Raw genomic sequence first — 15,715 nt, forward strand, 5'->3', positions numbered from 1 at the left:
CCCCGCCTCAATAGGCGCCGACATTGTCGACATGGAAGTGGTACAGCGTGCGCGCGGAGCCGTAACGCCGGAAGTCCCCGACATCGACCGCGCCGGCCAGGCCCGCCGCCGTCAGCTTGCCGAACAGCAGCGCCTTGTGCTCGTCGCGCATGTCCTTCTCGACACAGTCGGCGCCAAGCGAGGCGACCGAGCCGCGCACGAAAAGCTTTGCCTCATAGATGGAATCGCCCAGCGATTCCCCGGCATCGCCCAGCACGGTCAAAGTGCCGGCCTGGGCCATGAAGGCCGACATATGGCCGATACTGCCCTTGACCACGATATCGACACCCTTCATCGAGATGCCGCAACGGGCCGAGGCATTGCCGTCGACGAGCAGAAGCCCGCCATGGGCGGTCGCGCCCGCCGCCTGGCTGGCGTCGCCGGTGACATGGACCCGGCCGGACATCATGTTTTCCGCGAGGCCGACGCCCGCGTTGCCGCGCACGATCACGCTCGCGTGCTTGTTCATGCCGGCGCAGTAATAGCCGACGTGGCCGTCGATCTCGACCGTCGCCGGGGCATCGAGGCCGGCGGCGATGGAATGGCGGCCGGCCGGGTTCAGCACCTGCCAGTGCATATGGCCCTTGTCGGTATGCAGGGCCTGATTCAGCTCGCGCACGCTGCTCGCGGCGAGGTCGACGATGCGGGTGGTCATGCCGCGCGCTCCCAGAAATAGACGGTGGCCGGCTCCGGCTCGAAGACGCGGGCGGTCTCGATGCCCGGCAGGCCGGCGAGCGCCCGGTATTCGGAGCCGAAGGCGACGTAATGTTCGGTCTCGGCCATCACCGCCGGTTTGCAGGCGATGGGATCGCGCAGCACGCCAAAACCGCTCTCGGTACCGACGACGAACGTATAGAAACCGTCGAGGTCACCCAGCGCCGATTTCAGCGCGTCGCCCAGCGGCTCGCCCTTCGCGAGGCGGGAGGTCAGGTAACCGGCCGCGACCTCGCTGTCATTGTCGGTCTCGAAGCGGATGCCCTCCTTGGCCAGCACGCGGCGCATGTCGTTGTGGTTCGACAGCGAGCCGTTATGGACGAGGCACTGGTCCTGCCCGGTCGAGAAGGGATGCGCGCCATTGGTGGTCACGGCGGATTCGGTCGCCATGCGGGTGTGACCGATGCCGTGGCTGCCGGTCATGGCCGACAGGCCGAAACGCTCGGCCACCGCCTTGGGCAGGCCGACTTCCTTGTAGATTTCCATCCGCTCGCCGCTGCCGACGACGGCGATTTCCGGATGATTTGCCGCGAGGGCGGCGCGGACCGAAGCCTCCGCCGCCGCCGGCACTTCGACGATGATGTGGCTGTCGCGCACCGTCAGTTCGACCTCGCCACCGGCGGCGCCGCGCAGGGTCGCCGCCAGGGTCTCGGCGTCAATGCCCGCAGGTGCCCGCAGGGAGATCTTCACGAAGCCCGGACGCCCGGCGCCATAGACCGCGAAGCCGGCGCTGTCCGGCCCCCGGTCGCTCATGACTTCGAGCATCTGCGCCAGAAGTTCGCCGAGCCGCGGCTCCAGCGCTTTGTCTTTCAGGAATAGTCCGACGATGCCGCACATGCGCTTGCCCCTGGATGCAGGAGATGATGCGCAAAGACATAGCCGGGCACCGCCCCACTGTCAACACAGGGGAATATAATTTTCTTGAAAGGAAACTGCGGACCCTATTCCCGTTCCCTCGGATAGATGATGACCGAGAGATAGGTCGCGGGCAGGCCGGTCAGCCGCTCCGGCCCATGAGCGGCGCCGCTGTCGAACAGCAGGGCATCGCCCGGCTTCAGGGCATAGAGCCGGTCGGCGTGGCGATATTCGATCTCGCCCGCCAGCATGTAGATGAACTCGGCACCGCCATGCTGGAAGGCGGTATAGGGCGCCGCTTCCTCGCGCAGGGTGATCAGATAGGGCTCGCAGACGATGTCGCCGCCGAGGGCATGGCCGAGCAACTGGTATTGGTGCCCGACCTTGGTGCCCCGGCGCTCGATCACGACGCCCTGCCCGGCCTTGACGTAGGAACAGTCCCGCTTCTCGTCGAAAGAGGCGAAAAGCGCGGTGATCGGCACGTTCAGTGCCCCGGCCAGCGCCTGAACGGTGCTGAGCGAGGGCGAAATCTGGCCGTTCTCGATCTTGGACAGCATCCCGGTCGAAATGCCGGCCGCCGTCGCCAGATGGGCGACGGTCAGGTCGAGCTGGCGGCGCAGGTGACGGATCTGCAGGCCCAGCGCCTGTTCCAGGGTGCGATTGGCGACCGCGGGCGCCCCCGAGCCGGTGGTGAAATCCTGCTCGTCGCCATCCGAATCCGTCATCTGCCCTCTCTCGTGTTTCGCGTTAGTAGTTTAAGCAGGCTTCGCGGTTTCGCGGTAGACCGCGAAGGGCGACCAGCTCTGACTGACAGGCATGAGTTCGATCGCGTTGATGTTCATATGCGCCGGCAGGCTGGCGACATGGACGATGGTCTCGGCGATATCCTCGGGCTGCAGCGGATTGGCGCCACCATAAAGCTTGTCGTAGGCCTCCTTGTTGCCGCCGGTGCGCACCAGGGTGAATTCGCTTTCGCACATGCCGGGCTCGATCGAGGTGACGCGAACGCCCGTCCCCGCCAGATCGCAGCGCAGGCCATAGGAAAACTGCCGGACGAAGGCCTTGGTGCCGCCATAGACATTGCCGCCCGGATAGGGCCAATGCGCGGCGACCGAGGACAGATTGATCACCCCGCCCTTCGTCTCGATCAGCCGGGGCAGCAGCAGCCGGGTGATGGTGACGAGGCCGGTGATGTTGGTGTCGATCATCTGGCGCCACTGGTCGAGGGAACTGTCCTGCGCCGGCCCGGTGCCGAGGGCGAGGCCGGCATTGTTCACCAGCCAGTCGATGGTGGCGAAATCCGCCGGCAGGCTGGCCAGCGCGGCCTCGATCGCCGCTTCGTCCCGCATGTCGAAGGCAAGGCCGTGGAAATTCGCCGACCCCAGTTCGTCGGTCAGCGCGGCCAGCCGTTCGGCCCGGCGGCCGGTGCCGATCACCTTCCAGCCGTCCTTCACGAAGCGGCGGCTGGCGGCGGCGCCAAAGCCGGCGGTGGCGCCGGTGATGAGAACAGTCTTGGTCATGGGGCCGAACTCCCTGGGGGTCTCATGGTGCCAGATGGGGGCGTGGACCACTGATTTAATCATCCGTGGATCTAACGCACCGCAATAATCCGGCAGACTGTGCACCCAATGGACCCTGTTTTGGAATGCCGATCATGAATGCCCCCATCGCGCCCGCCGTCCCGAACATGGAGCACCACTGGCTGCCCTTCACCAACAACCGCCTGTTCTGGCAGGAGCCGCAGATTTTCGCCAAGGCCGAAGGGGTCCGCTACTGGACGCCGGAAGGCCGCGAAATCCTCGATGGCGCTTCGGGCCTGTTCTGCTGCGCGGCGGGCCATGCCCGGCCGGAAATCGCCGATGCCGTGCACAAGCAGTTGATGACCCTCGACTACACGCCGCATTTCCAGCGCGCGGCGCCGGTCTCCTTCGAATTCGCCGAACGGCTGGCGGGCATTCTGCCCGAGGGGATCGACCGGGTGTTCTTCGGCAATTCGGGCTCGGAAGCCGTCGATTCCGCCGTGAAGATCTGCCTCGCCTACCACCGGGCCAAGGGCCAGAGCCAGCGCACCCGCTTCGTCTCGCGCAACTGGGCCTATCACGGCGTCAACATGGGCGGCACCTCGCTGGCCGGCATGGTGAACAACCGGCGCGATTTCGGCGCCGTCACCTTCGATGCCGTCCACATGCGCCACACCTGGGCGGAGGAGCAGAAATTCTCCCGCGGGCAGCCCGAGACCGGCGCCGACCGGGCCGACGACCTCGAGGAAATGTGCAAGCTCTACGGCGGGGAGACCATCGCCGCCGTCTTCATCGAGCCCATCGCCGGCTCGATCGGCACCATCGTGCCGCCCAAGGGCTATCTCGAGAAGATCCGCGCGATCTGCGACAAATACGGCATCCTTCTCGTCTTCGATGAAGTGATCACCGGTTTCGGCCGTACCGGCTCCGCCTTCGCATCTCAGGAATTCGCGGTGAAGCCCGACGTCATCACCATGGCGAAGGCGTTGACCAATGGCGTCATCCCCATGTCGGCCGTCGCGGTGAAGCGCGAGATCCAGGCGGCGGTGATCGACGCGGCGCAGGGTGACCGGCCGGAGCTGTTCCACGGCTATACCTATTCCGCCCATCCCGTCGCCTGCGCCGCCGGTATCGCCGCGCTGAACATCTATCGCGACGAAGGCCTGTTCGAGCGGGCGAAGGCGCTGTCGCCCCAATTCCTCGACATGGTGTTTGGCCTCCGCAACCTGCCCCAGGTCGTCGACCTGCGCGGCTACGGGATGCTGGCCGGCATCCAGCTGAAGCCGGGCGCCACCCCGGGCGCGAAGGGCAGCCTCGTCCAGCGCCTGCTGTTCGATGCCGGCCTGCACATCAAGGCGACGGGCGATGCCATCATCTTCGCCCCCGCCCTCGTCACCCCCGAGGACGACATGGCCCGCATGGGCGACGTGCTGCAGAAGGTGCTCGGCCGCGCCGATCTCTGAGCGCGGCCGTCATGCCGTCCCGGCGCTCGCCGGGACGGCAGGTCGTCGTCAGACCAGTTCGACCAGCACGTCCTTGCTGTAGGCCTTGAGGTCGGCGAAGCGGCCATTCTTCACGACATTCGACCAGTCGGGGTTGGCCAGCAGGGCGCGGCCGATGGCGACGAGGTCGAATTCGCCCCGCTCCATCCGCTCGACCAGGCTGTCGATGGCGGCGATCTCGGCGCCCTGGCCGGCGAAGGCGGCGATGAAATCGTCCGAGCCGCCGAGCGAAACCGAACCCACGGTGATCGTCGGCTTGCCGGTGACCTTCTTGGTCCAGCCGGCCAGATTGAGGTCCGAGCCCTCGAATTCCGGCTCCCAGAAGCGGCGGGTCGAGCAGTGGAAGATGTCGATGCCGGCGTCGACGAAGGGCAGCACGAAGGCTTCCCACTCCGCCGGGCTGTTGGCCAGACGCTTGGTGAAGTCCTGCTGCTTCCACTGCGACAGGCGGATGATCAGCGGGAAGTCCGGGCCGACGGCGGCGCGCGCCGCCTTGACGATCTCGACACCGAAGCGGCCGCGGGCGACCAGATCGCCGCCCCATTTGTCGGTCCGTTCGTTGGTGCCGTCCCAGAAGAACTGGTCGATCAGATAGCCGTGGGCGCCATGGAATTCGGCGGCATCGAAGCCGAGGCGCTTGGCGTCGGCGGCGCCCTTGGCGAAGGCAGCGATGATGTCGCCGATCTCGCTGTCGGTCAGGGTGTGGCCGCTGCGCTTGCCCGGCACCTTGAGGCCCGAGGGGCCGACGCTGGGCACATCCGGATTAAAGACCTGCTTGGGGTTGCGCATCATGCCGAGATGCCAGAGCTGGGGCGCGATCAGCCCGCCCTCGGCGTGGACCGCCTCGACCACCTTGGCCCAGCCGTCGAGCGCATCGCCGTGGAAGCGCGGGTAATTGTCCGAGCCCGAGGCGGCCGGATGGTCGATGGTGGTGCCTTCGGTGACGATCAGGCCGACGCCGCCGGCCGCGCGCTTGCGGTAATATTCGACGACATTGGCGCCCGGCACGCCCTTCGGGGAAAAGTCGCGGGTCATGGGCGCCATGACGATGCGATTCTTCATGTGCAGGGTCTTCACGTCGAAGGGGCGGAAAAGCACACTGTTCTTGTCGGTCATGGGGTTATTTCCCGGCGTTGCCTCGTGATGGGAGCGACGGTGGCAATTTCGCAATCGCCTGACCACCCCCATTTTTTCAGGGCCCATCCCGCCTCAGATCATCAATCGCCAGATGTAGTTCGGCGAGACCGGGGGCGATCAGCTCGGCCGGAATGGCGGCGAAGCCGAGGCGGATGGTGTCGCGCGGCGGCTCGTCACCGATGAAGTGAATATCGCCCGGCTCGACCAGGACGCCGCGCTTGGCCGCCTGGCGCTGCAGGTCCCAGCAGTCGATGCCCTCGGGCAGGCGCACCCAGACGGCAGAGCCGCCGGTGGTCGCCGTCACCCGGCAGTCCGGCAGCAGGCGGGCGAGTTCGCGCTGCATCACGGTCCATTTCCGCGCCAGCTGGTCCCTTGTCCGCCGGATATGGGCGTCGAGATGCCCTTCGACGATGAAGATCGCCATGGCGCGCTGGTCATGGGCCGAGGGGTGACGATACATCAGCCGGCGCAGCGCCCGCATCTCGCGGATCAAAGGCTCGGGCGCGACGGCGAAGCCGAGGCGAAGGCCGGGAAACAGCGCCTTGGACAGGCTGCCCAGATAGATCGTGCGGCCCGAATTGTCGAAACTCTTCAGGGCGCCGCGCTGGGCGCCGATGAAATTCAGCTCGTGCTCGTAATCGTCCTCGATCAGGAGGACATCGCCCCGCCGCGCCGCCTCGACGAGGGCGAGACGGCGCTGCAGCGACAGGGTGACCGAGGTCGGCGACTGGTGGCTGGGCGTCACATAGACGAGATTGCAGCCCGCCAGGCGCTCGTCGACCACGACGCCGTTGGAATCGACCGGCAGCGGCACCAGCTCCGCCCCCGTCGCCGCGAAGATGTTGCGGGCATCGACATAGCCGGGATTTTCCAGCCCGACCCGCGTCCCCGGACCCGACAGCAGCTGCCCGACCATGTAGAGCGCATTTTGCGAGCCGATGGTGATCAGCACCTCCTCCGGCCGGGCCTTGAGGCCGCGCTGGGGCAGCACGCGCGAGATGATCTGCTCGACCAGCAGGGGATCGTCGGCGTCGATCAGGTCGCCCACCCAGGCGTTGCTGTGATAGGGCGTGCCGGCCAGCCTGGTGCAATCGCGCCAGCGGGCGATGGAAATCTTGTCCGTCGTCACCTGACCGTAGATGAAGGGATAGCGATAGTCGCGCCAGTTGGCCGGCTTCACGATATTGCGATGGCGCGACGGGTGCTGGCGCAGCCGCTCGGTCCAGGCCTTGCCCTCCGCCTCGTCGCCCCGAAACAGGGCCGAGGGCCGATAGTCGAGGCGCACGTTCAGCTGCTGGCGGACATATTGTTCGTTGATGAAATGGCCGCGCCGCCGCACCGGCGTCAGGTAACCGTCCTCGACCAGCCGCTCGTAGACGAGGACGACCGTATTGCGCGAGACGCCGATCCGGGTGGCGAGGTCGCGGGTCGCCGGCAGGGGCAGATGCGGCGTCACCCCGCCGTCGAGAATGGCCTCGACCAGCCGGTCGTGCACCTGTTGCTGCAGTCCCCGGTCGTGGTCCAGCGGCTCGAGGAAATAGCGGTCCAGCAGACTCATATCTGGCACCAAAATAATCTTCCTGTGGATCTAATACCGATCCGCCGTCTCGACCTAGCGTTTTTGCGCCGCATCATTGCTGCGGCAGGTCCGACAGGCCCCTTAAGGGGCGGGGCTCAATCAGGCGAAGGAGTGGGTCTATGGCATCGAAGAATCGCATGGGCAAAGGCGTCAGCCGCCGTTCCGTGCTGAAGGGTGTCGCCGCGGGGGGCGCCGCGCTCGCCATGCCGGCGATCATCAGCCGCAGCGCACTCGCCTCCTCGGGCGAGATCGACATCATGATGTGGTCGGATTACCTGCCGGATTCCTTCCGCGAAGCCTTCACCAAGAAGACCGGCATCAAGATCAACTTCACCGGCATCGGCTCGAACGACGACATCCTGAACAAGATGAAGGCGACGAACGGTCAGGGCTTCGACCTGATCACGCCGACGATGAACCGTTCGCCGCTGTGGGAGCCGCTCGGCCTCGTCCAGCCCTTCGACATGAAGAAGATCGCCATCGACAAGGTGAATCCCGCCATGGCCAAGGCCGGCGAGACCAACTGGAACTTCGGCGGCAAGGGCCAGATGTGGATTCCGCACATCTGGGGCACCGAAGGCGTGGCCTGGCGCACCGACAAGTTCACCCCGAAGGGCGAATTCCCCTCCTATGGCGACGTTTGGGACGACGCCAACGCCGGCAAGACCATGGGCCGCGGCCATTCCGTGATGCTGGGCGCCGGCCTCGCGCTCGAACACGCCGGCACCTGGGCGCCGGGCACCATGTGGTCCGCCTATGAGACCCCGGAGAAGCTGACCGAAGTCTGGACCAAGCTGACCGAATACTGCATCTCGAAGAAGAAGAACCTGAAGCTTCTGTGGAACGACGCCGATACCCAGAAGAACGGCCTCCTGAACGAGGGCGTGATCGTCGGCCAGACCTGGGACGGCCCGCCGCTGGCCCTCAAGACCGCGGGCGAGCCGGTCATGTACCGCGCCCCCGTGGAAGGCGCCATGGCCTGGGTCGACGGTCTTGCCCTGCCGATCGGGGCGAAGAACATCGACCAGATCTATGCCTTCATCGAAGCCTGCTACGATCCCGAAATGGCGGGCGAGGCGATCAAGACCCACGGCTATAATTCGCCGGTCACGGGCGCCGAGAAGTTTGCCGGCGAGGTTTATGCCAAGAATTTCGGCGACGCCTATCCGGGCGATGCCTTGGCCAAGCTGAACCCCTGGCCGCCGGAAAAGCCCTGGTATGCCGAAAAGCGCGCTGAATTTGTTGACAAGTTCAAGAGCGCGTGACGGCCATCCGGACCGGCGCGGGGGGCGCGCCGGTCCGGATGATTATTCGTGACCTGTCGGGACGGAAGTCTGTTTCCTGCGTCGCTGCCGCCCTCTACGGCGGCATCCCGCGTCCGGGCCGATGCCGGCGGTCCGGGTGGTGGTGTTCCTTCCCGGGGACGTGACGCAGGTTCCTCCTCTGCCCGTTGTTGCAGGTTCCTCCTCTGCCCGTTGTTTCTGGCTTACCGTCTCTTGTGACCTGCCCTGATCGGATGCGTGCATGACCAAGACCGTCACCCTGGATCATGTTTCGATCCGCTTCGGCAATTATCTCGCGGTCGACGACGCTCACCTCGAGATCGCCGGTGGCGAATTCTTTTCTTTCCTCGGGCCGTCCGGCTGCGGCAAGACCACCCTGCTGCGCTGCGTCTCGGGCTTCGTCCAGCCGACCGAAGGCCGGGTGCTGATCGGCGGTGACGACATGAGGGGCGTCGGCCCCAACAAGCGGCCGACCGCGCTGATCTTCCAGAACCTCGCCCTGTTCCCCCTGATGACGGTGGCGGAAAACATCGCCTTCCCGCTCGAGGTGCGCGGCGTCTCGAAAAAAGAACGGCGCAAGCGGGCGGACGAATTGCTCGACCTGATCGCCCTTGCCGGTCAGGGCGACAAGAAGGTGACCGAGCTGTCGGGCGGCCAGCGCCAGCGCGTCGCCATCGCCCGCGCTCTCGCCGTCCAGCCCGACATCCTGCTGCTCGACGAGCCCCTGTCGGCCCTCGATCTCAAGCTGCGCCAGCACATGCGGACCGAGCTGCGCGAGATTCAGCGCCGGGTTGGCCTCACCTTCATCTACATCACCCACGATCAGGGCGAGGCCCTGACCATGTCCGACCGGGTCGCCGTGATGAGCCGGGGCGTGATCGAGCAGGTCGCCGACCCGGTCACCCTCTACGACAAGCCGAAGACGGCCTTCGTCGCCTCCTTCGTCGGCGAGACCAATGCGATCGCCGGCAAGGTGACCGCGCGCGACGGCGACGTGGTGGAAATCGAAAGCGCGTCGGGCCTGCGCCTGCGCGGCATCGCCGCTGGCGGCCGCAATTACCCTATCGGCGAGACCTGCCTGCTCTTTGTCCGTCCCGAGCAATTGCGCCCCGATGGCGGCGCCGCCAATGTGATCCAGGCGAAATTGGCGGGCGATGAATTCGAGGGCAACGCCCGCCATCTCCTGCTCGATGCCGGGGACTTGCGCCTGCGCATGATGCTGGTGAATGACGGCCGGATGCCCGATGTGCCGGATGGCGTGGTCAAAGCCGGTTTCGACGTCGAGAGCGCGCTCGTGCTGCCCGACGGGCCGCTGGCCAAGGGGTGACGGCCATGCGTCTCCTTTACGATTTCAAGGCGCTGTTCGACCGTTATGGCGTTGGCGTCGGCAGCTTCGTTGCTGTCGTGATCAGCCTTTGGGTCTTCATCCTGATCCTGCTGCCGCAGATCGCGATGATCGACATGTCCTTCGGGCACAATCTGCCGCCGGCCGAACGTGGCGGCCCCAATGATGTCTATACTCTCTCCAACTACGCCTATTTCCTGTTCGGCAACGACGGCGGCTTCAACACGCTGCATCTGACGATCATGGCGAAGACGGTGATCGCCTCGGTCGTCGTCACCGTCTTCGACCTGATCCTGTGCTACCCCATCGCCTATGTGCTGGCTCACGGCGCGAAACCGCAGGCGGCGCGGCTGATGATCATCGGCCTGATCGTGCCCTATTGGGTGAACGAGGTGCTGCGCGCCTTTGCCTTCCGCATCCTGTTCGGCTCGACCGGTCTCGTGAATGGCGTCGGCCTCGCCCTTGGCCTGTGGTCCGACCCCATCGACTTCATCCGCGAGGATGTCGCGCTCTATGCCGGGCTGACCTATGCCTACATCCTGCTGATGATCTTCCCGATCTATAACGCCATAGAAGCCCTTGACCGCAACCAGATCGAGGCGGCGCGCGACATGGGCGCGAGCTGGTGGCGCATCCACTGGCGCGTGGTGATCCCGATGGCCAAGCCCGGCATCGCGTCCGGCTCGACCATGGTCTTCATGCTGACCACGGGCTCCCTCGCCGCGCCGCAGATCCTCGGTGGGCCATCGAACCTGTGGTTCACCCAGCTGGTTTACCAGTGGTTCAACGAAGCCTCGAACTGGGCGCGCGGCTCCGCCTATGCGGTCATTCTCGTCGCCGTCTGCATCCTGTTCACCTTCCTGATGATGCGGGTGTTCAAGGTCTCGATCGGGGAGATCGGCCGATGACCTCCACCGCCTTCAACCGCCTCGGCACCATCGCCTTCTGCCTGCTGTTCTTCGGCTTCCTGTTCGGGCCGCTGATCATCATGGTGGTGACGGCGTTCAACTCGTCGTCCTTCCCGCGCATCCTGCCGTGGGACTGTTTCACCACGGACTGGTTCGGCAAGCTGGCGAACGACGCCAAGCTGCTGCATGGCCTCGGCAATTCGCTGATCATCGGCGCGGGCGTCGTCGCCCTGGCGACCCCGGTCGGCCTCGCCGGCGCCCTTGCCCTGTCGGAAGTCGGCCCCCGGCTGCGCGGCATCCTCTATACCGTCTTCATCTCGCCGATCCTGATGCCCGGCATCGTCATCGGCATTTCGACCCTGCTGTTCTGGGGCCGCATCGGCAGCGGTCTCGGCTTCGGCTTCGATTCGATCTTCTTCGATGGCTTCTTCCTGACCATCCTCGGTCAGGTCTGCTTCATCTCGGCCTATTCCATGCTGGTGTTCATGGCCCGGCTGCAGCGTTTCGATCATACGCTGACCGAGGCCGCGCTGGACATGGGCGCGACGCCGGCCCAGGCCTTCACCAAGATCCTGCTGCCCTTCCTGCGCCCGGCGATCTTCTCGAGCGCGGTGCTCGCCTTCCTTGCCTCGCTCGAGAACTACAACACGACGGTCTTCTCCATCGTCGCCGAAAGCACCTTCACCACGGAACTCGCATCCAAGGTCCGCCTCGGCATCGACCCGTCGATTTCCGCCGTCGCCGTCGTCATCATCGCGACGACGCTGATCGGCGCCATCGTCCACGAGGCGTATCAGCGCCGGGCCCAGGCCCTCGCTCAGGGTGGCGCGGCGGCGCAGGCGATCCTGGCCAATCCGGCGGCCGCCTTCATCCGCCACCCGGCGACGGTCGGTGCCCTGCTGCTCGCCCTTGCCGGGATCGCGGTTTATTACGGCAAGGGCCATGACTCCAAGGCCTGCGAACAGTCGATCCTCGACGCCAAGCTGCTGGAGCAGCAGCGCCTGCAGGATGAGATGCGCGCCCGCACCCAGCAACAGCAGCAGCAGGCCCCTGCCCCCGCGGCCCCCGCCGGCAGCGCGGCGCCCAGCACACCCTTCGGCGGTGTCTTCGCCCCCGGCGGTCTTGGCGGCGCACCTGCGCCCGCCCCGGCAGCACCGAAGCCGGCCCCCGCGCCCGCGACCCCCTTCGGCGGCGTCTTCGCCCCCGACGGCTTGAGCGGCGGCAAGCCCGCCCAATAACGAGTAAAGCTCAGCGCCGCTTCGGCGGCGGCGCGAACGGGCGCTTCTGTTGCGGCGCCGCGGCCGGGCGGGCCGGCTGCACCGCGATCGGCGCCACCGGCTTCTCCGGCCCGGCGTCGGCGATTTCGGCGAGGCGCAGCGCGAGGTGGAAGGCCCCCTTCAGGCGCTTGTCGAGGTCCGACCAGTCCTGCAACCAGACGAGTTTCTGATCGGGGCGCAGCTTGATCGTGCCCGCCGATTTCGACAGCCACTGCACGAGGCCGGCCGGATTGGCGAAGGCCTGATTGCGGAAGGTGACGGTGCCGCCCTTCGGCCCGGCGTCCAGCTTCTCGATCCCGGCACGTTTCGCCATCGCCTTCATCTCGACGATGGAGAGCAGGTTCTTCACCTCGTCCGGCAGCGGACCGAAACGGTCGATCAGCTCGGCGGCGAAACCGTCGATTTCGCCCCGGTTCTCGAGGCGGGAAATGCGGCGGTACAGCGCCATGCGGAGTTCCAGATCCGCGACGTAACCTTCCGGGATCAGGACCGAAGCGCCGACGTTGATCTGCGGCGACCATTCGCCGTCATCCGCCTCGTCCTTGCCGCCACCGGCGAGGCGGGCATTGGCGATCGCCTCCTCCAGCATCTCCTGGTAAAGCTCGAAACCGACCTCGCGGATGTGACCCGACTGTTCCTCGCCCAGCATGTTGCCGGCGCCGCGGATATCGAGATCGTGACTGGCGAGGGTGAAGCCCGCGCCCAGTTCCTCGAGCGATTGCAGCACTTCCAGCCGACGCTCCGCCGTCGAGGACAATTTCATGCGCGGCGGAGTCGTCAGGTAGGCGAAGGCGCGGTTCTTGGAGCGGCCGATGCGGCCCCTGATCTGATAGAGCTGGGCGAGGCCGAACATGTCGGCCCGGTGCACGATCAGCGTGTTGGCGGTCGGAATGTCGAGGCCGGATTCGACGATGGTGGTCGCCAGCAACACGTCGAACTTGCCGTCGTAGAAGGCGTTCATCACGTCGTCCAGCTCGCCCGGCGGCATCTGGCCGTTGGCCTTGACGAATTTCACCTCGGGCACATGCTCGCGCAAATATTCGGCGGCATCGTCGAGATCGGCGATGCGCGGCACGACATAGAAGCTCTGCCCGCCGCGGTAATGCTCGCGCAGCAGGGCCTCGCGGATCACCACGGGATCGAAAGGCATGACGAAGGTGCGGATCGCCAGGCGATCCACGGGCGGCGTCGCGATGATCGACAGCTCGCGCACACCCGACATGGCGAGCTGCAACGTGCGGGGGATCGGCGTCGCGGTCAGGGTGAGGACATGGACATCGGCGCGCAGCTGCTTCAGCCGCTCCTTGTGGTTGACGCCGAAATGCTGCTCCTCGTCGATGATGAGAAGGCCGAGGTCCTTGAAGGCGATGGTCTTGCCGAGCAGCGCATGGGTGCCGATGACGATATCGACATCCCCGTCGGCGAGGGCCTTTCGCGTCTCACTCGCTTCCTTCGCGCTGACGAGGCGGGAGAGCTGGCCGATCCGCACCGGCAGCCCGGCGAAACGCTTGGAGAAGGTCGCGTAATGCTGGCGGCACAGCAGCGTCGTCGGCGCCACCACGGCGACCTGCTTGCCCGACAGGGCGCCGATGAAGGCGGCGCGCAGGGCGACCTCGGTCTTGCCGAAACCGACATCGCCGCAGACCAGCCGGTCCATCGGCTTGCCCGAGGTCATGTCGGCCATCACGTCGGCGATGGCCTTCAGCTGGTCCTCGGTCTCCTCGTATGGAAAGCGGGTGCAGAATTCCTGATAGAGCCCGTCCGAGACATCGAGCCGCGCCGCCGTCTTCAGGGCGCGCTTGGCCGCGATGTCGATCAGATGGGTGGCGATCTCGCGGATGCGCCGTTTCAGCTTGGCCTTGCGTGCCTGCCAGGCGCCGCCGCCCAGCTTGTCCAGCTGGACCTCGCCGTCGCCCGAGCCATAGCGGGTGAGCAGTTCGATATTCTCGACCGGCAGGAACAGCTTGTCGCCGCCGTCATAGGTCAGATGCAGGCAGTCGTGGGGCGCGCCCGTAACCTCGATGGTCTTCAGCCCCTCGAAGCGGCCGATGCCGTGATCGACATGGACGACGAAATCGCCGATCGACAGGGTGGTGGCGTCGGTCAGGAAATTGTCGGCCTTGCGCGCCCGGCGAGAGGCGCGGATCAGCCGGTCGCCCAGCAGGTCCTGTTCCGAGACGACGGCCATCTCCGCCGTCTCGAAACCGTGATCGACATTGAGGATGCAGAGCGCGACGCAATTGCGCGGCAGCTCGGCGATGGCCTGCGCGCTGTCGACCGCCATGATGGGCTCGATGCCATGATCGCGCAGCACCATCATCAACCGGTCGCGCGAGCCCGTGGAGGCGGCGGCGACCACCGGCCGCTTGCCCGCCTGCACGGTGGCGGCGAGATGGCCGGCCAGCGCCTGATAGGGGCTGCCGCCCTGCGCCCGCTCCGGCGCGAAATCGCGGCCCGGCCTGCCCTTCAGGTCGATGGCGGCCTTGGCCGCGGTGAAGGGCTCGAAAATCCGCACCCGGCGCCGGTCCAGCGCCTTTTCCAGCGTATCGCCGGTCAGATAGAGCAGCCCGGGCGGCGGCGGCTTGTAGACCGTGCCCTGGATGACCACCGTCTTCTGACCACGGGCGGCGACGCGGGCGGCATGGTAATCGGTGACGAGGGCGAGGCGCGCCTCGATCGCGGCGTCGAGCTGGGCATCCTCGGTCACCAGGGCGCCGGGGCAATAGTCCAGGATCGAATCCAGCCGCTCGTGGAACAGCGCCAGCCAATGTTCGGCGCCGGCATGGCGCCGCCCGGCCGAGACCGCCTCGTAGAGCGGGTCTTCCTCGGTGATGGCGCCGAACAGCTCGACGTAATTCTGGCGGAAGCGGCGGATCGACTCCGGATCGAAAGGCACTTCCGAGGCGGGCACCAGGGCGATTTCCCCGGCCGTGCCCGTGGTGCGCTGGCTCGCGGGATCGAAGCGGCGGATGCTCTCGATGGTGTCGCCGAAGAAGTCGAGGCGGAAGCCCTCCTCCGCCCCCGGCGGCAGGATGTCGACAATGCCGCCGCGCACGGCGAATTCGCCCGGCTCGCCCGCCGTGCCGACCTTGACATAGCCGATGCGGACGAGATGGGCAGCCAGCCCGTCGATGGCGACATCGTCGCCGACCGCCGCCCGGAAGCTCTGCGCCGCGATGGCGGCCCGGGGCGGCAGGCGCTGCAGGGCCGCCTCGATGGAGACGAGCACGACGCGCCCGCCCGCCGTCTTCTTCGGCAGGGCCAGCTGGCTCAGCACATCCATGCGCCGGGCGGTGATTTCCGCCCCCGGCGAGACCCGGTCATAGGGCAGGCAATCCCAGGCCGGCAGCACCAGCACCTCGAGATCGGGCGCGAAGAAATAGAGCGCGGCGACAAGGGCGTGCAGCCGCGCCTCCTCCCGCGCGATGTGCAGCACGTCGCACTGCCGCGCCATCTCGGCGATGGCAAGGGCGTCCACCCCCTCGGGCGCATTGGCGACGGTCAGCCGCGGCCGGTCGTCGAGCAGCGAAGCGAGGGGGAACGAAGCGGGGGACAA

General features: G+C 66.5%; 12 protein-coding genes. 5 read left to right on the forward strand and 7 right to left on the reverse strand.

From position 1 onward, the window contains the following. Positions 1-7 precede the first annotated feature (7 nt). From DKG74_RS13055 to DKG74_RS13070, 4 genes are all read right to left on the reverse strand, one after another. Positions 8-694, reverse strand: a complete 687-nt coding sequence (locus DKG74_RS13055) for a GltB/FmdC/FwdC-like GXGXG domain-containing protein (RefSeq protein ID WP_109906496.1) — start codon at positions 692-694, stop codon at positions 8-10. Further along, positions 691-1,590, reverse strand: a complete 900-nt coding sequence (locus DKG74_RS13060; protein WP_109906498.1) for a class II glutamine amidotransferase — start codon at positions 1,588-1,590, stop codon at positions 691-693. The genes DKG74_RS13055 and DKG74_RS13060 overlap by 4 nt, the downstream gene beginning before the upstream one ends. A gap of 104 nt (positions 1,591-1,694) precedes the next feature. Continuing rightward, entirely contained in the window at positions 1,695-2,333 is a 639-nt protein-coding gene (locus DKG74_RS13065) for a helix-turn-helix domain-containing protein (protein ID WP_109906500.1), read from the reverse strand. A 30-nt stretch (positions 2,334-2,363) separates the two neighbouring features. Beyond that, a complete protein-coding gene (locus DKG74_RS13070; protein ID WP_109906502.1) occupies positions 2,364-3,128 on the reverse strand; it encodes an SDR family NAD(P)-dependent oxidoreductase in 765 nt (254 codons plus the stop codon). A gap of 134 nt (positions 3,129-3,262) precedes the next feature. Here DKG74_RS13070 and aptA point away from each other — a divergent pair, with 134 nt between their 5' ends. Then, positions 3,263-4,591, forward strand: coding sequence for an omega-aminotransferase AptA (gene aptA / locus DKG74_RS13075; protein ID WP_109906755.1), 1,329 nt, complete (start codon positions 3,263-3,265; stop codon positions 4,589-4,591). A 48-nt stretch (positions 4,592-4,639) separates the two neighbouring features. Here the strand turns inward: aptA and DKG74_RS13080 are convergent, their stop codons facing one another. Then, positions 4,640-5,746: an NADH:flavin oxidoreductase gene (locus tag DKG74_RS13080; RefSeq protein ID WP_109906504.1), complete on the reverse strand. Its 1,107-nt coding sequence runs from the start codon at positions 5,744-5,746 to the stop codon at positions 4,640-4,642. Between the two features lie 76 nt (positions 5,747-5,822). Then, complete coding sequence (gene pdxR, locus DKG74_RS13085; RefSeq protein ID WP_207779355.1) at positions 5,823-7,325, reverse strand: MocR-like pyridoxine biosynthesis transcription factor PdxR; 1,503 nt, start codon at positions 7,323-7,325, stop codon at positions 5,823-5,825. Between the two features lie 140 nt (positions 7,326-7,465). Here pdxR and DKG74_RS13090 point away from each other — a divergent pair, with 140 nt between their 5' ends. From DKG74_RS13090 to DKG74_RS13105, 4 genes are all read left to right on the forward strand, one after another. Continuing rightward, positions 7,466-8,611 (forward strand): extracellular solute-binding protein, encoded by a 1,146-nt coding sequence (locus DKG74_RS13090; RefSeq protein WP_109906506.1) that lies wholly within the window; start codon positions 7,466-7,468, stop codon positions 8,609-8,611. A 259-nt stretch (positions 8,612-8,870) separates the two neighbouring features. Then, a complete protein-coding gene (locus DKG74_RS13095; RefSeq protein WP_109906508.1) occupies positions 8,871-9,956 on the forward strand; it encodes an ABC transporter ATP-binding protein in 1,086 nt (361 codons plus the stop codon). Positions 9,957-9,961: 5 nt separating this feature from the next. Further along, complete coding sequence (locus DKG74_RS13100) at positions 9,962-10,882, forward strand: ABC transporter permease (RefSeq protein WP_109906510.1); 921 nt, start codon at positions 9,962-9,964, stop codon at positions 10,880-10,882. After that, the gene (locus tag DKG74_RS13105) at positions 10,879-12,120 is read left to right on the forward strand and encodes an ABC transporter permease (protein ID WP_109906512.1); all 1,242 of its coding nucleotides are present in this window, start codon (positions 10,879-10,881) and stop codon (positions 12,118-12,120) included. The genes DKG74_RS13100 and DKG74_RS13105 overlap by 4 nt, the downstream gene beginning before the upstream one ends. A gap of 10 nt (positions 12,121-12,130) precedes the next feature. On the opposite strand, the gene mfd is transcribed toward DKG74_RS13105, so the two are convergent. Further along, entirely contained in the window at positions 12,131-15,613 is a 3,483-nt protein-coding gene (mfd, locus tag DKG74_RS13110; RefSeq protein ID WP_109906757.1) for a transcription-repair coupling factor, read from the reverse strand. Positions 15,614-15,715: the final 102 nt, after the last annotated feature.

Origin of the sequence: Zavarzinia aquatilis, from assembly GCF_003173035.1 — a bacterium.
Classification (GTDB): Bacteria; Pseudomonadota; Alphaproteobacteria; order Zavarziniales; family Zavarziniaceae; genus Zavarzinia; species Zavarzinia aquatilis.